Raw genomic sequence first — 20,313 nt, forward strand, 5'->3', positions numbered from 1 at the left:
CTATGAGATTAGAATCATATAATGAGCAAGTTAAACCGAATACAGGTCCTAGTGGTGGACTGCAAGGAAGCGGAAGTATAGAAGCTTATGGTGGACAAATCGCTAGTGGTCTACAAGCCTTTCAAAAAGGGGTGAACGACCTTTATAATGTGCAGTTAAAAAAGATAGATACTGAAATGAAACTGCAACAAATGAATGCGGAAACCGATTATAACAACCGCATTGCTGACCTTATGTACAACGACAAAACAGGACTTGCCTATACGACATTACAAGATGCATCTAATTCCGCAGAGAGATTTCGCCAAGAAGAAGCAAAAATACGTGAGGACATATCTTCAAAGTTACAGTTTAAACGTTCACAGCAAGGCTTTTTACAACATGCAGACCAATCGTGGTTACAGAATAATACAAAAATGGAGAGTCATGAGCGTGAACAAGGTGATAAGTATAGAGATGTATCTGTAGCAAACTTTATTACTAGTTCAGCAAAAGTGGCACAGTTAGGATATACCAAGATGGATATTGTTAAAAGCCAATTAGATAACGTTTATAAAAAGATTGATGAGATATATGGTTATGAAGGTGAAGAAGCTGTTCGTGCTAGAAAAGATAAAGCTACGGAAGAGCTGTTACAAGGCGTATTACATGTAGCGGGCACTGAAAAGAATAATCAAGCAATCGATGGAATTATTGATGTAGCAAAAGATGTGGGAATGATGCCAGAAAAGTATAAAAAGTTTGAAGAAGCAGCGAAAGAGTTTAAGGTGAATGCTGTATTAGAAGATGAAGTTAAGTTAAGGGACGTTCTTGCAAAAAATGGTAATGATGCTAAAAAAGCAGCTTTGTATATGCTTGAAAAAGAAAACCCATTGAGAACAGGTAATATGAGTTTAGATTCATTTTTAAATGCGGTACAAGGTCAAGAAAGTGGAGGAGATCCCACAGCAGTTAATAAGAGTTCTGGTGCATATGGCTTATTTCAAATTATGCCAGAGAATTGGCCAGAATGGTCAAAACAGGCAGGAGTTGGAGATAAAGCAATTACAGACCAAGATGCTTATATGAAAGTGGTACGTCATGTATTAGGTGGATATTTTAATAAATATGGTGCTGAAGGCGCGTTGGTGGCATGGTTCGCAGGAGAACAGAATGCCATACGATGGGTGAATGGAGAACCAGATGCCATCGATGGCAATGGAAATCACTACTCTTGGGATAAAGAGGATAATGGTGGAGGCACATCAATTCGAAATTATGTAAAATCTACACTATCTAGAATTACAAATAGTCACACCATGACAGATGGTGAAAAAGCGGATTTTCTAGCAAAAGCAGAGCAAAGGTTTACACAAATACAAGCTAAAATAAAACGAGAACATGAAGAAGCGGTACGTAAAAAGGTTAAAGAGTTAAGATTAATGGCGCATGAAATGGAAAAAAATGGTAACTCACCAGGTGAGATAGCGAATGCGCTTGAGTCACAAACTAATGATTCACCTGATGTTAAAGTTGCATTGATAAGTACTATAGAAGGCTATAGTAACGAACAAAAAAGAAGAGATGCAGCTGCATTAAGTGCTGGACCAGCTAATGAAGCTATGATAATGGAGGCAATAGATAGAGGTGAAAGTTCTGAATACGTGATGAATTTAATGAAAAACTCAGGGCTATCTTTTAGCAATACTTTTTATAATAAAGTGTATTCTTCATTAGAAGATCGTTCGAAAGGGACAGGAAGATTTAGTGCAGCCGTAGGACAATATAAGTCCGTAGTTCAAGATAGGCTAGGATATTCAAAAAAAGATATGAATGCTTTATGGATAGGGGCTTCTGAAGAAGGAGCTGCATATAGAACACAATATTATTCTGAACACGGAGATTATCCATCAGACTCGGAAATGGTCAGCTTTTTAGTAGAGGCTGTACGAAAAAAAGAATATACATATGTAAGAAACTGGGCGCCAGATGTTCATGTCAATATTAGTAGAACTCAAGTAAGAGCCTATAATGGTGATGATCATGAATTAGTTAAAGGTGATGATGGTGGATATTATGTAAACATATTAAAAGATGGAGAAATTATTAGATCTATTGATGTTGACACATGGAAACGAGAACATGATGACGGTGGAGAGTCTAATAGCTATGAGGGAGACGAATAATGGCAGATAACCAACGTATAACAGCTGAAGATGTCAGAAAAGGTGGGTTCAAAACATATGATAACCCCAAATATGTAAAAGATTTTGGTCATGTAGATGATGCAAAAGAAAGAAATATGTCTTTCGGGGATCGTCTAGATAGTTTGTTTGAAAACTCTAATAGCACCTTATCTAAGGCATATAGAAAGATAGCCTATAATGATGCGGACTGGTCACAAGATGCCATAGAGATAGGTAAAACATTGGACATCTCACCGAATGTGCTTATTAATGGTGGACATGATGTCATTGAAAGAGCTCGGGAGATGAGTATTAGAAAAAACACATTACAAGATATGGAAGCGTTTAAAACTGAGTATCCAGAATTTTCTAATATTCAATACAGCAGTGAAGCAGAAGCCATAGAGCTATTAAAGAATACAGAAAATGTTCGTCAAACACGAGGCATATGGGATTCTATCCAACAAGGCATATGGAGTGGTAATGACCAATTATTACTAGCCAAACAAGGTAGAGATTTGGCTTACGAGACAGATCCTAATAAGATTGTAGAAATTAATCATGAGATCGAGCGTTTGCAAAACAACCTTAGTCAATATAGAACAGAAGGAAGTAATTGGATAGAATCCATTACAGGTGCTACAGCGCAACAAGGTGTAATTATGGGGCGACAAATTGCGTCTGCTGCCATGATAGAGGGGACAGCAGGTGCTATATTAGGAGCTAAAGCAGGTGTTATGGCTGGTGGAGCGGGAGCTATTCCAGGGGCTATTAGTGGATTTGGTACTGGGGTTACTTTGGGACTGGGTAGTGAAATTCAAAAAATGTCATTTAGTCAGAAATATTTAGATTTAATCGATAAAAAAGATGCTAATGGTAATCGAATTTATAGTAATGAGGAAGCTAAGATTCGTGCATCGGCATTTTCTCTTCCTGATGCAGCGATTGAAATGGTAGGACTAGGATTGGCTGTAAAAGCAATCAAAGCAGTTAAGCCTGGTGTATCTGTATTGACTAAGATGATAGAAAACCAAAGTAAAACTGCCATTATGAAAGAGGGAGCTATCTCTACAGCTAAAGAATCTTTCAAAGCTGGATTAAAATCTAGTGGTAGTGAGTTACTAGAAGAAGGCTTACAGGATATCAATGATAAGGTACAGACTAATCTGTGGGGCAAACAAGGAGATGTGCATTATAGTTTAGCAGATATCGGTATAGGGTCTATTAATGCCATGATAGATGCAGTGCCAGCCGTTGTTGGTCTTGGTGTATTAGGTGGACTTGGTGGTACAGCACACACCATACATCAGTTTAGAGCCTTTCATAGGTTGAGCCCTGAGCAACAAGATATGGTCGTACAGTCTGATATTAATCAGAGAGGTAATCAAGTAGTCAGTGCGCTAATTAAAGAAAGTCAAGTGAACCCATTGGCACAAAAGAACCCTGAGTTATTTGCTAAAACTATTCAAGCCACAGCAGATAAGCAAGGCATTGGGACTGTATATATTAATGCTCATGAATTAGTAGATACCCAACAGGGGCAAGAAGCGATTCAAAGTTTAATTAACTCTGGCATTGTGACACGAGAAGAAGCTACAAAAGCCATTGAACATGAAGCAGCTTTACCAGTGCCTATTAGCCAATTTGCACAGCTTAATACAGAAATAACAGAGGATACTGTTAAAGCGTTGGAAAAGGCTACTTTTTATACGGAAGGTGGCATGTCTGTAGCAAGTATAAAACAAGCGGTCAAAGGGGCAAAAGCCTATCAAGAACATTTTGCGGGTGAATATGCTAAAAAGATGGAAGCCGTTAAGGAAGATATCATGAAGGAGTTCTCAAATCATAGTGATAGAGAAAAAAACCTAGCTGAAATGGTTGTATCAAGTGATCCGTACCATATTAAACAGGTCTTTAATGATATGTATAACCAAATGGAAGAAACCTATCGAGAGACTTATCACGATGAGCATAAGGCATTGGAGTATGATAAGGAAGGTCCTAAACCTAAGTGGTATGATGACCATGTAGCTATGCACCATCGAGCACCTAGCTATAAGGACCGTAGACGGATTGCCTTTGAGCATGGTAAGAAACAACTATCCCAAGAGTATGCTGATGTTATGAGTGATAGTGCTATGAAAACGGCTATGAGTCGATATAACGAAATGGAAGAGGCACTACAAGATTTAGAGGCTATGGATAGTATCAAAGATACTTTGTTCCAAATTGCAGATAGTGATGTCCATGTTCGCTCTAACTTATCTGACGAAGGATACCAAATCTATAAAGACTTAGTAGGAGAATTAAAAAAAGGCAACCCTGCTGTTGCTAGTCAAGCAAAAGAGGGTGCCTTAGTGATGGCAATGCATGCAGATGTCATGGCCAATATTATGAAGAAAGCTGGATACGGTCACTTTACAGCCAAAGATTACATGGAACGTGTTCAAATAGAAGCTAATGCTAAAGAAGTAGCAGGAAGTGGATACGCACAACCTATGAATAAGGATGTGGATGTAGACACTCCAATTAGAATTATCGATGTTACTCCACTCTTTAATAAAAATAATTTGAACCTCGATAAAAAGAGTATCATAGAGCAACTAAAAAATACGTTTAAAGAGGGGAAATTAAGCGCAGATAATAAAGCTGTATTAGGGATCCCTAATAGTCTCAAACGTCGCCATTTAGTGTGGAATCAAATCAAAGGAAATCAAATGAAAAAAGCATTTGATATAAGTTTACTTACACTTGATGAACTCGTAAAAAGCAGTATTCTAATAGAATCTGTTAAGAATCAAAAAAAGGATAAAAACACAGAAAAAGGAAAGGTAGAAAACTATCATTATTTTTATGTACCTATGAGAGTTGGTAATTATGTATATACCATGAAAATTGTTGGGGAAGAACAACAAAATGAAATTACACTTAATCCTACTAAGATAGACTTATATTCGATTATACCAACAAAAAAAGAGAGCACCCCTCACTTGCACGATGGCAAGATAAATGGAGCGAGCTCTCTTTTTAATACATTAACTATACGAGATATGCTGAAAGATGTCAAGGATTATGAGGATAATAACTATATTGATGAGGACGGTAATCCTAACTACTATGCACAAAAGACAGATGATACTATGGGTGCTCTTAAGGATAGCCGACCTGAATGGGAAGTAAAACTAGAGCAAGATAGTATTGCCTGGAACTCCGTAATGGATCGCTATAAAGATGGGAATATACCAAACAGAGACGTTAGGCTCATGAGTACACCGATTGTGTTACAAATGTTAGGCTTTTCAGCGCATGATATAGAAATAACACCTTCTGTATTAGCGAAGGTGTTAAAAGGGAAGCATGCAGATTCTATTGATACGGAAGTGTTAAAAGATTTACCTAGAGCCATTGCTAATCCTGTGGCAATTTTTAGAAACTATGATGGAGAAAAACGAGAATACATTGATAATCAAGTTGTTATTGTAGTTGCATTAGAAGATAAAAAAGGGAATAGTATTCAAATTCCATTAATCTTTGACACCTATAAAAATAAGAATAAAGTTCATAGAATCAAATCTATTTTTGGTAGAGAATCTATTGATTGGTATATAACAAATTTAAGAAAGAATGCTCTATTATATTATGATAAAAAAAGACCAACTTATCGGGCAACGGGGCAATATGGGGCCCCAACCAGGACAAGTTGGTCTATTTATGACTCAAGTGTACAACAGGATACAGAAAATAGCAAGGGAAATTTTGAAGATTATGAACAAAAAAAGACCAATCTATCGGACAACGGGGCAAGATACGCCCCAATCTCGTTAGATTGGTCTAATATAGTCCTTATTATAGAACAACATTTACAAAAAAGCAATGAAAAAGTGTTGACTAGTGAAGATTTAGATAAGGCACGTGCAGCGCAACAAGATAGATATTATCAAGCTGAGGAAAGTTCGAAATACAGAGGATTAACCACAGTGTATCCAGAAGAACTTGGTAGTAAAAGGCTCATACAATTATTCGATGCCGCTAATTTTTCTACCTTTATTCATGAAAGTGGTCATCTCTTTTTAGAAGACTTGCGTATGCTTGCTACAATGGATGGTGCTCCTAAACAAGTGGTAGAAGATTGGAATACCATTAAAGAGTGGAGTGGCTGGTCAGATACAGAAGGCGCTAATAATACGGCTGCACATGAGAAGTTTGCTACAGGATTTGAGGCCTATGTTCGTGAAGGAAAAGCACCAACCAAAGTATTGGAACGTATATTCCGTCGTTTTAAAGAATGGCTCAGTGCTTTATATAAAAGTGTAACACTTCTAGGAGGATTACCACCTAAAGAGGTGCAAGATGTCATGGCACGTATGCTTGCAACGGAAGAGGATATCAATTCCTATATCACACAGCAGGGATTAGATAGCTTTGAAAGAACGGGGCTATATCAATCTTTCACAGAAGAAAAGCAAGTAGAATGGCAAGAAAAACTCGATCGCATTCGAGAAAAAGCAAAAGAAAAAGTGCTTACTACGTATATGAAAGAATTGTCCGATACAAAACTAGAAGAGTTTGAAGCATCTATTCCAGAACTAGAAGAAATGTTGCAGCGACAATTAGTAGAACAATATCCAGTGTATCAAGCAAGAGTACGTTTTGATGCATTTGGTGTAGCTGGATTAGAAGGGACACCTTACCATAGCAAACAGGATCTTATAGACGGGGAAGTTAACGATGGTATAGGATCTATGAAGGAAGTGGTGGCCAAGGAGATACAATCTAAGCGTGATGAAGTAGAGAGATTTACACATGATTATGAAGCGGTTAAAAGGATTGCAGAAGAGTATTTGCTTACCACAGAGGGAATGCAACGAATTACTACCTATGAAGCGGAAGCCATTCGTAAAGATACAAATAAAGCAGTAGCAAAACATTTTGAGCTTATTAGCGCTTTAGGAGATATCGATGTCAATGATCCATCATCTATTGAACGTGTAGCATCTGCTATAGAAGATGATAAAGTACAAAAGAAAGTTCGGAAATTACAAGAAAAAGATTCAGCACAGCAGAGTAAAGAAATAAAAAAACTGCAAGAAGAATTACAAACAGGGATTAGTAATATGCGAGCTTTGCGAGGGTTATCCTTATGGAGTACAGAAGATATGATGGAGAAAGCCCATAATGCCTTGCGAACTATGACAATCCCACAGGCTACTTCATTTAAAACGTATCAAAATAAAAGTGCTAGCTCCGCAAGAAAGGCAGATATTGCTATTTCAAAGGGGCAAATGGATGAAGCCTTTCATCATAAGCAACAGCAGTTATATTATCAAGCTATGGCACGTGCAGCCTATGATAATTTACGTGAAGTGGAAACGTTAGAAAGGGATTTAAAGAAAAAGTACCAAAGTATTTCACGACCTAAATCACCGAAACGGATTCACTCTTCTGCTAGATACTTTATTCAACATATGATGTATCAATTAAATTTAGTCAATCGTGATGGCATAGAACCATCTAAAGGGTTTACTATTGGAGACGTGCTATTGTTGCTAGATCCTGATGCGGAGTTCCAGGATAAAGCAGAAACCAAGATGACATTAGACCCATGGATTATGGAGCTATTAGAAAAGCCAAAATCATGGAAACAGTTAACGTTTGACCAATTACTAGATATGGGGCAATTACTAAAAGCAGTTTACACACAAGGTGCACAACAGTATGAAGGTGTAAGTATCCTAAATGAACAAGGCGAAAGTATCTCTTTTGAAGATGCAGGAGCAGAACTCATCATTGAAGGTAGTAAGCGATTACAATCAAATACTAAGGATTTACTAACGCAAGCCAATCAACAAGGATTTTTTGGACGGTTACAAGATACATTCTCTGGATATATGTTAAGCCTAGTGAAAGTAGAAACTATACTTCGTCGGTACGATGATGATAAGGCTGGTGTATGGAATCGATATATCTATGAACCAATTAATAGAGCCACTGTAAAAGGTAAGGAAATGCTAGAAGAGGCCACTCGGAATCTACAACAAGTAATGAAGGTGTACAAGAAAAAAGAACTATTTCATATTAGAACAGAACGTATGTATAACATTGGTACCGTGTATAGCATGACCAAAGAGCAGGTATTAGCCCTGGCTTTAAACTGGGGGACAAAAAATAATCGGCAACGTGTCATTGAAACGGTAGGTTTAAGTGACCAGGAGGAAGCAGAAGTTCTAATAGATAAAGCATTCAGTGAGTACTTGGAGGATAAAGACTGGGATTTTGTGGAGAAAACATGGGAACTTATTAACTCTTATTATGCAGAACGTAGCGCCGTTCAAGAGCGATTATATGGTTCACCTATGCACAAAGAAAGAGGTGTGACTTTCACTATTAATGGACGGAAGATTCGTGGACAATATTATCCTATCGTATATGATCCGACTGTAGATGGTGCTGCTAAGGATTATGAAGTAGAAGATATTATAAAATCGCAAATGTCATCTAGCGCTGTATGGGGTATGGGTATGAGTGCCACCAAAAGTCGTGTACAGTTAGTGAAAGGGAAAAAGCTACTACTATCCTTTGATGTGATTCCACGTGCTATTGATGAAGCGATTAACCATATTAGCATGCGTGAAGCGGCTACGGATGTGAATCGGCTATTAAATAATCGGGCACTCAGTGACTATATTGTTCGTACTACGGGTGTAGAAACATTACAAATGTTGAAGACCTGGGTACGAGATAATTGGCAGAGTGAGATTAGTAAATCCTCACGGTTAGATAGAGTATTGCAAGATTTAAGACGAAATACATCTATGGCTATTATGTCCTATAGGACGAGTACAGCATTACTTAATGTATTGAATGTGATTCCGATGACCAAAGAAATTGGCTTACTGAATACTGTACGAGCCATTACAGAGTTTATGGGATATCCTTTATCCGATAGGTATGTATCAAACCGAAAATTCGTTATGGAACGAAGTATCTTTTTACGTGAGCGTATACATACGCTAGATCATGATTTACATGAAGGATTAAGCATTGGCGGTAAAGGTATGACCTTCTTTCCTAATAGTGATATTGGGCGAAGAATATCTGAAACCAAGCACATGACAAAAGAGGTACGAGATACGATTAGTCGGTATGGATATGTATTTATCACGGAAACAGATTTAATGCTGTCTATGCCGTTATGGAAATTTGCTTATGAACAGAAAGTAGCAGAGTTATTGCCTAAGGGTCTAGATCAAGAATATATTGAAGCAGAAGCTATATCAGCGGCGGATAGACAAGTTCGTAGAGTGTTTGGTTCAGGGGATACGAAAGACTCTGTAGAGTTGCAACGAAAGAAAAACAGTCTAGTAGCTTTATTTACACCATTTTATACGTATGCCAATACAGTTTTGAATGCATTGGTAGAAGGTGGTTATGCAGTCGTAGATAAACAAGATTATATGAAACTCTTTAACCACATCTTATTCTGGGTAGTATTACAGAATATGTCAGAGGCTTTATTGCGGTCCACCTGGTCTGGTGATGACGATGATGTAGAAAGCCTTTTGAAAAAAATGTTATCGTCAGTGATTACAGGATCGTTTGTAGGGTTACCAATACTTAGAGATGGAGTTTCCTTAGCTATGGATATGGCTATGGGTAAACCTAGTATGAGTAAGGGAAATGAAACTGTTGCCCTTAGTCTAATGCCAAAATTATTAGAGTTGTATAGAAACGTGAAAAGCAGTAAAAAATCTTGGATTGATGTGATGCGGTCAACAAGCCAGGTGAGCAATCGTCTCACAGGATTTAGTGATACCTTTACTGATGGTTTTTGGACACTAGCAAAATGGTCATTTTCTAATACAGAAGCTACACTAAGGGATTTAATCACTGCCATTGCATTTGATAAGAATCTTCGAAGTCGTGAGGAAAAAAGAAAATAGTAATTAGGAGCTATCTATCGTGGATAGCTCCTTTTATATTCAAAGGTACAGTAGAAAGGAGACACATATGGTTAATGATGAAAGAGTGAGTATTATGTACGAAGGGGATGGTCAGAATAAGACCTTTGCATACCCGTATTCGTTCACAAGGAAAGAGGACATTGTAGGTTACGTCATCAGCAATGGGAAAACAAAACGAATTTCTACAAATTTTGAGTTTAATCCTACTACTAAGCAATACACGTATCCAAAGAATGGTACTCCACTTGCAAGGAATGAAAGTGTATTGCTTACTAGGGAAACTCCACGGAACAATACATTACAGTTGCCTAATGAACCAATTTATACAGCATTACAAGGGCAATTAGATAAGATTGTTCGTATGATACAGGAATTAGGTAGTCATCATAAAGGTATACCACTACAAGTGTTATCAGAACAGTTTGATACTGTGATTCCGACACAAATAGGAAACGCCTATTTACGTATCAACCGTGAAAGAAATGCCATAGAACTTGTAGAAAATCCATTTGATGGAGTGGAACGTATTACAAGTGAAGTCACCTCTACTAAAGCTAATATTGATAGAATTAAAGCGCAAATAGATGGAATCCATACAGAATCACTGACAATGTATGGGGAAATTAAAGAAAAGCTTAGTCGAGTAGATAGAGATACTGAAACATTGAAGGAAAGAGCCAAGCAAGAAATACGATCTACACAGCAGACCGTGTTACAAAGCTTAGAGCAAGTAGAAAGTGATATTACAAGACGATTAAAAAATAGTGATATCTTACAAAGTGTAGGAGCTGTAGAAACTAAAGCACGAGAAATAAAGGGTTATGTCGGAACTATGGAAAACTCCATAGCAGAATTACGTAATATACAATCCTCTACTATAGCTACTAAAGAAGAGATTAATCAATTAAAAGCAAGTGTTATTGAAAAGGCAAGCGCTGCTGAAGGTCATGCACACAATTTGGAACAAGCTATAGAAGAAGTAAAGGGTATATCTAATGGGATTCAAAGCATGCAACAATCGATTCTAGATAAGAATAGAGAAGCTGAATCAATGAGAGATACTGTGAATCAGCTATTACTGGAATATAAAAGTTATGCTGCCACTATTGTAAGAGATATGCAAGGATATGTGTCTAGTGCTACATCAGAGGTGCAGAAAGCCAAGGAATGGGCCAACAAAGCTGGAGCCGCCAAAACTGGTAACTGGGTAACGCAAGAAGATCTACAAAGTAAAATTAATAATTGGGTAACAAAAGAAGAATTTCAAAGTAAAATTGGAAATTGTGTAACACAAACAGATCTACAAAGCAAAATAACTAACTGGGTGACAAAAGGTGAGCTACAAACGATTCAAACGAATATAAAAAATGATATAAATCGTGAATTGATTGCACCCTTAAAAGGAACTATTAAAAACGATATTGGGCGTGAGTTAATTTCTCCATTACAAACATCTATTGAAGAAGAGAAGAGAAAGGTGAGTGATATAAATAATTCTATTGCCACTAAAATTAGTGAACATAATATAGACTCCACTTCACATAATCTTAACAAATACATGAGTATGAAGCCTATGCCTACTAGTATCAATGATTGGAATAATCTCACAGATACTGGTATGTATGAAGCAACCGCAAGCATGTGGGGGTGGAGAAATGCACCGAGTACTACACGAGTATACTATTACGGTGTAGTACAGGTTATTAAAAGTGATACTAATAAGATTACGCAAGTATTCTACTCCTATGGTGCGAATAACAAGCCCTGCAATATCTGCTATAGAACATTCTATAATGCGTGGGGTGCGTGGCATTATCATGGAGATTATGATGCAACCATTACAGATATAACAAAACATAATGAGGGGTTAACCATTACCAAAGGCGATACAGCCACATTATTAAAATTATTTACTACAAATAAGGAAGATACGAATACAAGCCTTGTTCCTACACTAGCAGTTGTAAAAGAATTGTTAAGTGGTCTAGGAGGAGGCACAGGGCAAGCGTTGAATGTACAAGTAAAAGAAACTTCGGATAATGAAGCATATATCTTAATTGGTCAAGGGGAAAATATAGTAATCATACAGTTTGGATATATACACATAACACATTCAACGGGAGAAGCACAATATACAGCAACCTTCCCAATTGCATTTAGAAAAAAATGCTTTGGAATATTTTATAGCCACATTAATCCACGTTCCGATAAGTGGTTAGCAAGTGTTCAAACAAAAAAGCTAGATATAACATCAGTCACAATTTCTGAAGTCATTGGAACACAAAATTCACGGCGTGCTGTTCGATATATGGTGATAGGTGTTTAAAGGAGGTTTATATGGAGACTAAATATATTTTTGTCTTAGACACAAAGGGGATACGAGTAACCTCTTTTTTAATTGGACTACATGCAGATACCGAGGAATCATGCATACAGTTAGCACAAACACTATACCCTAATCACACGTACTTAGCGGGTACACAAGAAATGCAAAACGAGTTCGTAGCAAATAATAAATGTTACATCAATGGCAAATTCATTGATTATGTAGAAGAGCCGAAAGTACTTTCAAAAGCAGAACGTATTGCAGAGATTAAAGCCTACTATGACAAACGTTTTGAAACATTAGAACAGACACTAGCAAGACGTACATTGAGCGGTACTAGTGTAGTAGATTTACAAGAACAATATAAGAAACTCACACAAGAAATGATTGCAAAGATTAAGGAGGTAAAGTAAATGGATAACTACGAAGTACACTCAGATATTCCCGTAATGCATTTTTGTGAATGGTGTTATGCTACACTCAATCAAGATGGTACTTGTCCTACTGAGGGATGTATCCACAATGATTTAATGAATATGGAAGACAAAAAAGAGGAATAATGTTGTTTCAAAAGAGATGGTAGGAGTGATTATGAACAGAGCTAGAGATAAACCAGATCTGATAAGTTTTATTGTTTAGGTGTATTAAAAGGTAAAATGGTATTCGATATGGGATTTTTAGAATCTCTACGAGATATTCTAGTAGAGTCGTGGATTATAAAGGTGGGACTATCCCTTATAGGTAGTGCTGCTATATGGCTAATGAATTTAAAGCACGTTCAAGTACTGGGCGTGTTTATTTTATTAGTTTTATTTGATTTGCTGACTAGATGGGGAGCGATTGCCTATCAGATGTTAGTAGAAGCGGGAGCAGACAAAGAAAGTATATCTGCTTGGGATAAGTATATAGCAATCATTCCTGCGTTTGAAAAGGGATTAATTTCATCTAAACATATGAGAAAACCCTTTGTGACAAAGGTAATGACATATGTATTTGCTACAGCCATAGGTTGGTGCTTTGATTTTATGGCAGGGAAAGAAGCCTTTGTAGTTAATTTAGTTTGGTTATATTTAGCCTCAGCAGAATTTTTGAGTGTACTAGAAAATATGCGTGATGGTGGAAATGTAATGATGGGAAAGTTTTTAGATACCATCAGAGATATGATTGAAAGTAAGTTCAAATTTAAGTTATAAGGAGACATATATGAAAATTGGAAATTATTTTGAGGATTATGAGTTTGCCTGCAAATGTCATCGACATAATGTAGTAGATGGGAAAAATGTGTTGGATCATATTATTGACAAACGTTTAGTAGATGTATTGGATAAAATCCGAGAACGTGTAGGACGACCAGTATATATCGAAAGTGGATACCGTTGTGAAGACCACAATCGTGAGGTAGGTGGAGTGCCTAACTCTCAACATGTATTAGGAACAGCTGCTGACATTACAGTGGACGATATTAGTGTTGATGAATTAGCAGATATTGCAAAAGAGTGTGGTGCAGATGGTGTTGGCAGATATTATGGACTACAATTTGTACACATTGATGTCCGAGGTTATGATGCGGAATGGGAGCAATATTAGGAGGTTGAAATGTATGGAACTATTCTTTCATGGATTAAGAAACACACGATTATGCTTGCTATTGGCTTTGGTACTATTATCTGTGCCCTGCTATATATTTGCGGAACAGGGAGTGACATTAACACAAAGCGAATACAAGATGCTCAGCAAGAACTTAGACGAGCTCAATACAATCAACAAGAAGCAAGCAAACTCAATCGAGAGGTTAGAGATGCAGTTGAACGTAGCGAAGTTATCAACGAACGAATCGAAAGTAGCATTACTAGAAGCGAAGCAGCTACTAGAAGAACAGAGGGAGCAGTTGAGAGCATCCAAGGAGAAATTAAATCTACAAGAGCAGAAATTGACAGAGCAGCAAATCTCATTGGAGAAAGCCAATCTATACTTAGAAGAGCAGAAGGAAGAAATAAAGAAGTACAAGAAAAATAGTCAAAAGCACCGATTCATTGAGGTGCTTTTATTAGGTGGATTAGCCTATAAAATGTTTCGATAACGTATAAAAAATAAATTATAACATTATCAATAAAAACTATTTTTGGGAACGGTTGCACAACCGTTGCACAACCTTTTTTTAAAGAATGGCTTAATACCAAAGGTTTATAGCAATATGTGCGTTATGTGTATCATAATGCCATCATGGATGAGGAAGAATAATTTTCTATAAAATTCCACCATTCCATGATATACTATAAGTAAGTAAATATTTTAGATTTGCAAGGGAGCCTATGTAATAGGCTGAGAAAGGACTATGAAGTACCTGACCTTTTGACCTGATCGGGATCATGCCCGCGTAGGAAGCACGCTGACATATGTGGGTATCGATGTAATGTCGATACCTTTTTGTGTATAGAGTACCTCAATAGGCTCCTTTGTAATGAAAGGAGCTTTTTATGTTTTACACACAAATGCAAGCAGCCCAAAAAGGCATTGTTACCGACGCAATGAAAGTGGTAGCAGAAAAAGAAAACATGGATGTTGAAGTATTACGAGAGTTAGTGGCAAAAGGACATGTAACAATTCCGTGCAACAAGCATCATATATCTTTACAACCAGAAGGAATTGGTCAAAAGTTACGTACGAAAATCAACGTGAACTTAGGTACGTCCAAAGATTGTACAGACTACGAAGAAGAGATGAAAAAAGTTCATCATGCAGTGGCATTAGGGGCTGAATCTATTATGGACTTGTCTACACATGGTGATACAAAAGTATTCCGCCGTCTGCTCACAAAAGAATGTCCCGTTATGATTGGCACCGTACCTATCTACGATAGTGTTATCCATCATCAAAAGGATTTAGGTGAATTGACTGCAGAAGACTTTATTTCTACTATCCGCCTTCACGCAGAAGATGGGGTGGACTTTGTTACATTGCACTGTGGGATTACGCAACATACGGTAGAGCAAATTAAACGTCACAAACGAAAATTAAATATCGTCAGCCGTGGTGGCAGTTTAGTCTTTGCTTGGATGTCTATGACTGGTCAAGAAAATCCTTTCTATGAATACTATGATGAAATCTTGGACATTTGTGCAGAATATGATATGACTATTTCCCTTGGCGATGCATGCCGTCCTGGTTGCTTGGCAGATGCTACAGATATCTGTCAAATCGAAGAACTTGTTCGACTTGGAGAGTTAACAAAACGAGCTCGTGAACGTGGTGTGCAAGTCTTGGTGGAAGGTCCTGGTCATGTGCCGTTGAATCAAGTACAAGCCAACATGGAAGTGCAACAAACAATCTGCGATGGAGCACCGTTCTATGTATTAGGACCATTGGTGACAGACATTGCACCAGGTTATGACCATATTACAGCGGCCATTGGCGGTGCCGTGGCAGCTATGCATGGCGCAGCATTTCTTTGCTATGTAACACCGGCAGAACACTTAGCCTTACCTGACGAAAATGATGTGAAAGAAGGCATTATGGCTTTCAAAATCGCAGCCCATGCCGCAGACATTGCAAAAGGCATTCCGAATGCGCGGGAACGTGATGACCGCATGGCAGAAGCGCGCCAAAAACTAGATTGGGAAGCACAATATGCAGTGGCACTAGACCCTGAAAAAGCACGTCGCATCCGTGAAAGTCGTGCCCCAGAAGAGGGACATAAAGAAGCTTGTAGTATGTGCGGAAAATTCTGCGCCGTACGGAGCATCAACAAAGCCTTAGAGGGAGAGAAGATTGATATATTATAAATAAGAAACAAAGCAGCCAACTCTTTTTTTGAGTTGATTGTTTTGCACTTGCTTTCACCTCACATTTTGTGCTATACTAAACAAATATGAATACACACGCAACTAGACTATCAGTTCTGTGCGCAATTTCGCGTTTGCTGAGGGATGAGAGTTGCGGAGGTTTTTTAACAGGAGGTGCCAACATGGCAGTAGTATCACTTAAACAATTATTAGAAGCTGGTGTTCACTTTGGACATCAAACAAGAAGATGGAATCCTAAAATGGCTAAATTCATCTTCACTGAACGTAATGGTATTTATATCATTGACCTTCAAAAAACTGTAAAAAAAGTAGAAGAAGCATATGACTTCTTACGTGAAGTAGCTCAAGCAGGCAAAACAATCCTTTTTGTAGGTACTAAAAAACAAGCTCAAGAAGCTGTAAAAGAAGAAGCTCTTCGTGCTAATATGTATTTCGTTAACGAACGTTGGTTAGGCGGTATGTTGACTAACTTCAAAACTATCGAAGCTCGTATTAAACGCTTAAAACAATTAGAAAAAATGGCTGAAGATGGAACATTCGAAGTTCTTCCTAAAAAAGAAGTAATTCGTCTTCGTCATGAATGGGAAAAGTTAGAAAAATATCTTGGCGGTATTAAAGATATGCCAGAAATGCCAGGTGCACTTTTCGTAATTGACCCTAAAAAAGAAAAAATCGCTATCGCAGAAGCTAAAAAATTAGGTATTCCTGTAGTAGCTACTGTGGACACTAACTGTGATCCAGACGAAGTTGATTTCCCTATCCCAGCAAATGATGACGCAATTCGCGCAGTTAAATTATTAGCTGGTAAAATGGCTGATGCTATTTTAGAAGGTCGTCAAGGTGAACAAGACGCTTTCGGTACAGAAACTGCTTCCGAAGAAGCTTAAGAATCTGTAAGATTATTTAACAATATATACAGACATAGTCTTAATTGATAAATAAGTAATAACGATGTAAAATTAAGGTAAGGCTAAGGTCTTACCTTAATTATTTATAGGAGGAAAAATCATGGCTCAAATTACAGCAGCTTTAGTAAAAGAATTACGCGACATGACTGGCGCAGGTATGATGGATGCTAAAAAAGCATTGGTAGAAGTTGATGGCGATATCCAAAAAGCAGTTGACTTCCTTCGTGAAAAAGGCTTAGCAGCGGCAGCTAAAAAAGCTGGTCGTATTGCAGCTGAAGGTGTAGTAGCATCTTACATTCATGGTGGTGGACGTATCGGCGTATTAGTAGAAGTAAACTGTGAAACAGACTTCGTTGCTAAAACTGATGATTTCCAAGCTCTTTGTAAAGATGTAGCAATGCAAATTGCAGCAGCTAACCCAACATACTTAAAACGTGAAGATGTTCCAGCTAATATAATCGAACACGAAAAAGCTGTATTGATGGAACAAGCTAAAGTAGAAGCTGAAGAAGACGTTAAAGCTGGCCGTAAACCAAAACCAGAAGCAGTTCTTGAAAAAATGGTAGCTGGCCGCGTTGAAAAATTCTATAAAGAAAACTGCCTATTAGAACAAGTTTTCATTAAAGACGGTGAAAAAACTGTACAAGCTATGATCAATGAAGCAATCGCTAAAATCGGTGAAAACATTAACGTACGTCGTTATGTTCGCTATGCTTTAGGCGAAGGTATCGAAAAGAAACAAGACGATTTCGTTGCAGAAGTTATGGCTACTGTAGGTAAATAAGTACGGAGATAAGAGAACACCGCAAGTGTTCTCTTATTTTTGAATTATTTGTTAGAAACGTCATAAGGAGAAGGACATGAGTGAACGTAAATTTAAACGTATCGTATTAAAACTTAGCGGTGAAGCCTTAGCAGGTGATCAAGGATTTGGCATTAACCCACAAGTGGTAGAACCATTGGCACAAGAGATTGCATCACTTTCCAAAGAAAGTGGTATTGAAATTGCTATCGTTGTAGGTGGTGGAAATATTTGGCGTGGTCTATCCGGTAGTGCTAAAGGTATGGATCGTGCATCTGCTGATTATATGGGTATGATTGCAACAGTGATGAATGCTATTGCATTACAAGATGCTCTTGAAAATGCAGGCGTAGCAACTCGTGTTCAAACAGCGATTGAAATGCAAGAAGTAGCAGAACCATACATTCGTCGTCGTGCTATTCGTCACTTAGAAAAAGGTCGTATTGTTATCTTTGCAGCAGGTACGGGTAATCCATACTTCTCTACAGATACAACAGCTGCTTTGCGTGCTGCTGAAATCGAAGCAGATGCTATTTTAATGGCGAAAAAATTTGCTGATGGCGTATACGATTCCGACCCTAAAACAAATCCAAATGCTGTAAAATTCGATGAATTAACATACATGGATGTAATCAGCAAAGAATTGAAAGTAATGGATGCTACATCAACTACATTATGTAAAGATAATCATATTCCTATCGTTGTATTTAGCATGGATATTCCTGGTAACATCACACGTGCTGCTAAGGGAGAAGCCATCGGTACTATCGTAAAATAAAAGGTGAACACTATGGAAATTAAAGAAATTATTAGCCGCGAAGAAGCGCGCATGGATAAAACAATTGAATCCTTAAAACATGAATTTGCTAATGTACGCACAGGTCGTGCACATACATCTTTATTGGATTCCGTTATGGTAGATTACTATGGTGCACCAACACCTGTTAATCAAGTGGCAAACGTATCTGCTCCAGATCCTCGCATGATTTTAATCGCTCCATGGGATAAAACTATGATTGGTGCTATTGAAAAAGCTATTTTAACATCTGATTTAGGATTAAACCCTAATAATGATGGTGAGGCTATTCGTTTGGCTATCCCTCAATTGACAGAAGAACGTCGTAAAGAATTAGTAAAAGTAGTAAGCAAAAAAGCAGAAGATGCTAAAGTTGCAGTCCGTAACATTCGTCGTGATGCTAATGATGCAATCAAAAAAGAAGAAAAAGCGAAAACAATTACTGAAGATGTGTCAAAAGATGGACAAGAACAAGTTCAAAAATTGACTGACAAAAAAATTAAATTAATTGATGAACTTCGCGATATAAAAGAAAAGGATGTTATGTCTGTCTAATGGAGCATACATCTATTTTGGGATTTCCATGGCAGCTTGCACAGTCTCTTTTGCAGGCTGCCTCTATCCCTTTTACTACAAAAATAGAAAAGAACTATAATCGGTTCTTTTCCATTTCTTCCGAAGAATGTTATGTAGGCCGTGTCATAGTAAAAGAAGGCGCATGGGAGATAGTTCTCTTTCATCCTATGGTAGCCAGTCATGTGGCGCAGTCGAATGAGGTACAATATGCTAAAAAACTTATGGAAGAAAAGTAAACATCAAGAGAGACCGACTATAGATCCAACGAATATTCCAGAACATATTGCCATTATCATGGACGGTAACGGTAGATGGGCAAAGCGTAAAGGCATGCCACGGAGTATGGGTCATCGCGCAGGTGCGGAAGTATTAAAGGATATTGTGAAAGCAGCCCAAGGATTTGGTGTGAAAGCATTGACTGTCTATGGTTTTTCCACTGAAAACTGGAAACGACCAGAAGAAGAAGTCAGCCTGTTAATGGGTCTTATTAAAGAGTATTTACTTTCAAATGTAAAACGTATGCATGCGGAAGGTGTGCGCATTCGTTTTGTGGGAGATATAACCAAGTTATCTGAAGAGTTACAAGGAATCATCAAAGAATCTGAGGAATTAACACAAGATAATAAGGGAATCACACTGCAATTAGCAATCAACTATGGGGGACGTGACGAACTTACAAGAGCTACAAAACAGATTGTCCAAGATGTGGCAAAGGGCGTTATCAATGAGGAAGATATTACAGAAACATTGATTTCTTCCTACTTAGATACAAAAGAATTTGACCGTGTGGATTTACTGATTCGACCAAGTAATGATGCACGAATTAGTAATTTCTTGTTATGGCAAATTGCTTATGCAGAGTTCTGGTTTACCCCTTTACATTGGCCAGATTTTACGCCACAAGTGTTGGAAGAAGCCATCTTGGCATACCAACAACGTGAGCGTAGATTTGGTGGTTTAAAAGAGGAGAAATAAT

General features: G+C 37.7%; 15 protein-coding genes and 1 riboswitch. All 15 genes read left to right on the plus strand.

Going from position 1 to position 20,313, the window contains the following annotated elements; all coding sequences use genetic code 11:
* Positions 1–2: 2 nt before the first annotated feature.
* On the plus strand, positions 3–2,165 hold the full coding sequence (locus EO112_RS00170) for a lytic transglycosylase domain-containing protein (protein WP_127162337.1): 2,163 nt from the start codon (positions 3–5) through the stop codon (positions 2,163–2,165).
* Positions 2,165–10,105 (plus strand): hypothetical protein, encoded by a 7,941-nt coding sequence (locus EO112_RS00175; RefSeq protein WP_127162339.1) that lies wholly within the window; start codon positions 2,165–2,167, stop codon positions 10,103–10,105. The genes EO112_RS00170 and EO112_RS00175 overlap by 1 nt, the downstream gene beginning before the upstream one ends.
* A 67-nt stretch (positions 10,106–10,172) precedes the next feature.
* Positions 10,173–12,452 (plus strand): pyocin knob domain-containing protein, encoded by a 2,280-nt coding sequence (locus EO112_RS00180; protein WP_127162341.1) that lies wholly within the window; start codon positions 10,173–10,175, stop codon positions 12,450–12,452.
* An 11-nt stretch (positions 12,453–12,463) separates the two neighbouring features.
* Complete coding sequence (locus EO112_RS00185; RefSeq protein ID WP_127162343.1) at positions 12,464–12,865, plus strand: hypothetical protein; 402 nt, start codon at positions 12,464–12,466, stop codon at positions 12,863–12,865.
* On the plus strand, positions 12,866–13,012 hold the full coding sequence (locus EO112_RS08250) for a hypothetical protein (protein ID WP_164723729.1): 147 nt from the start codon (positions 12,866–12,868) through the stop codon (positions 13,010–13,012).
* A gap of 96 nt (positions 13,013–13,108) precedes the next feature.
* Positions 13,109–13,645 carry a hypothetical protein gene (locus tag EO112_RS00190; protein WP_240629043.1) on the plus strand — a complete coding sequence of 179 codons (537 nt, stop codon included), beginning with the start codon at positions 13,109–13,111 and terminating at the stop codon, positions 13,643–13,645.
* A gap of 10 nt (positions 13,646–13,655) precedes the next feature.
* A complete protein-coding gene (locus tag EO112_RS00195) occupies positions 13,656–14,039 on the plus strand; it encodes a D-Ala-D-Ala carboxypeptidase family metallohydrolase (protein ID WP_127010610.1) in 384 nt (127 codons plus the stop codon).
* 9 nt (positions 14,040–14,048) lie between these two features.
* Positions 14,049–14,468 carry a hypothetical protein gene (locus EO112_RS00200; RefSeq protein ID WP_127010608.1) on the plus strand — a complete coding sequence of 140 codons (420 nt, stop codon included), beginning with the start codon at positions 14,049–14,051 and terminating at the stop codon, positions 14,466–14,468.
* Between the two features lie 276 nt (positions 14,469–14,744).
* Positions 14,745–14,853: riboswitch (TPP riboswitch) on the plus strand.
* 76 nt (positions 14,854–14,929) lie between these two features.
* Entirely contained in the window at positions 14,930–16,234 is a 1,305-nt protein-coding gene (gene thiC / locus EO112_RS00205) for a phosphomethylpyrimidine synthase ThiC (protein ID WP_127162345.1), read from the plus strand.
* Positions 16,235–16,416: 182 nt separating this feature from the next.
* Complete coding sequence (gene rpsB, locus EO112_RS00210) at positions 16,417–17,142, plus strand: 30S ribosomal protein S2 (protein WP_127162347.1); 726 nt, start codon at positions 16,417–16,419, stop codon at positions 17,140–17,142.
* 121 nt (positions 17,143–17,263) lie between these two features.
* Positions 17,264–17,947 carry a translation elongation factor Ts gene (tsf, locus tag EO112_RS00215; RefSeq protein ID WP_009352758.1) on the plus strand — a complete coding sequence of 228 codons (684 nt, stop codon included), beginning with the start codon at positions 17,264–17,266 and terminating at the stop codon, positions 17,945–17,947.
* Between the two features lie 76 nt (positions 17,948–18,023).
* The gene (gene pyrH, locus EO112_RS00220; RefSeq protein ID WP_127010600.1) at positions 18,024–18,743 is read left to right on the plus strand and encodes a UMP kinase; all 720 of its coding nucleotides are present in this window, start codon (positions 18,024–18,026) and stop codon (positions 18,741–18,743) included.
* Positions 18,744–18,755: 12 nt separating this feature from the next.
* Entirely contained in the window at positions 18,756–19,316 is a 561-nt protein-coding gene (frr, locus tag EO112_RS00225; RefSeq protein ID WP_009352764.1) for a ribosome recycling factor, read from the plus strand.
* On the plus strand, positions 19,316–19,573 hold the full coding sequence (locus tag EO112_RS00230; protein WP_009352768.1) for a hypothetical protein: 258 nt from the start codon (positions 19,316–19,318) through the stop codon (positions 19,571–19,573). Before frr ends, EO112_RS00230 begins: the two co-directional genes overlap by 1 nt.
* Positions 19,545–20,312 (plus strand): isoprenyl transferase, encoded by a 768-nt coding sequence (locus EO112_RS00235; protein WP_127162349.1) that lies wholly within the window; start codon positions 19,545–19,547, stop codon positions 20,310–20,312. Before EO112_RS00230 ends, EO112_RS00235 begins: the two co-directional genes overlap by 29 nt.
* Position 20,313: the final 1 nt, after the last annotated feature.

The organism is Veillonella sp. VA141 (assembly GCF_003992175.1).
GTDB lineage: Bacteria > Bacillota > Negativicutes > Veillonellales > Veillonellaceae > F0422.

What these genes read in the sequence shown, in the direction of transcription:
- EO112_RS00195 (WP_127010610.1), top strand. Translation starts at nt 13,656, where the DNA reads ATGAAAATTGGAAATTATTTTGAGGATTATGAGTTTGCCTGCAAATGT.
- tsf (WP_009352758.1), top strand. Translation starts at nt 17,264, where the DNA reads ATGGCTCAAATTACAGCAGCTTTAGTAAAAGAATTACGCGACATGACT.
- EO112_RS00235 (WP_127162349.1), top strand. Translation starts at nt 19,545, where the DNA reads ATGCTAAAAAACTTATGGAAGAAAAGTAAACATCAAGAGAGACCGACT.
- EO112_RS00190 (WP_240629043.1), top strand. Translation starts at nt 13,109, where the DNA reads ATGGTATTCGATATGGGATTTTTAGAATCTCTACGAGATATTCTAGTA.
- rpsB (WP_127162347.1), top strand. Translation starts at nt 16,417, where the DNA reads ATGGCAGTAGTATCACTTAAACAATTATTAGAAGCTGGTGTTCACTTT.
- EO112_RS00180 (WP_127162341.1), top strand. Translation starts at nt 10,173, where the DNA reads ATGGTTAATGATGAAAGAGTGAGTATTATGTACGAAGGGGATGGTCAG.
- thiC (WP_127162345.1), top strand. Translation starts at nt 14,930, where the DNA reads ATGTTTTACACACAAATGCAAGCAGCCCAAAAAGGCATTGTTACCGAC.
- EO112_RS00170 (WP_127162337.1), top strand. Translation starts at nt 3, where the DNA reads ATGAGATTAGAATCATATAATGAGCAAGTTAAACCGAATACAGGTCCT.
- EO112_RS00175 (WP_127162339.1), top strand. Translation starts at nt 2,165, where the DNA reads ATGGCAGATAACCAACGTATAACAGCTGAAGATGTCAGAAAAGGTGGG.
- EO112_RS08250 (WP_164723729.1), top strand. Translation starts at nt 12,866, where the DNA reads ATGGATAACTACGAAGTACACTCAGATATTCCCGTAATGCATTTTTGT.
- EO112_RS00230 (WP_009352768.1), top strand. Translation starts at nt 19,316, where the DNA reads ATGGAGCATACATCTATTTTGGGATTTCCATGGCAGCTTGCACAGTCT.
- EO112_RS00185 (WP_127162343.1), top strand. Translation starts at nt 12,464, where the DNA reads ATGGAGACTAAATATATTTTTGTCTTAGACACAAAGGGGATACGAGTA.
- pyrH (WP_127010600.1), top strand. Translation starts at nt 18,024, where the DNA reads ATGAGTGAACGTAAATTTAAACGTATCGTATTAAAACTTAGCGGTGAA.
- frr (WP_009352764.1), top strand. Translation starts at nt 18,756, where the DNA reads ATGGAAATTAAAGAAATTATTAGCCGCGAAGAAGCGCGCATGGATAAA.
- EO112_RS00200 (WP_127010608.1), top strand. Translation starts at nt 14,049, where the DNA reads ATGTATGGAACTATTCTTTCATGGATTAAGAAACACACGATTATGCTT.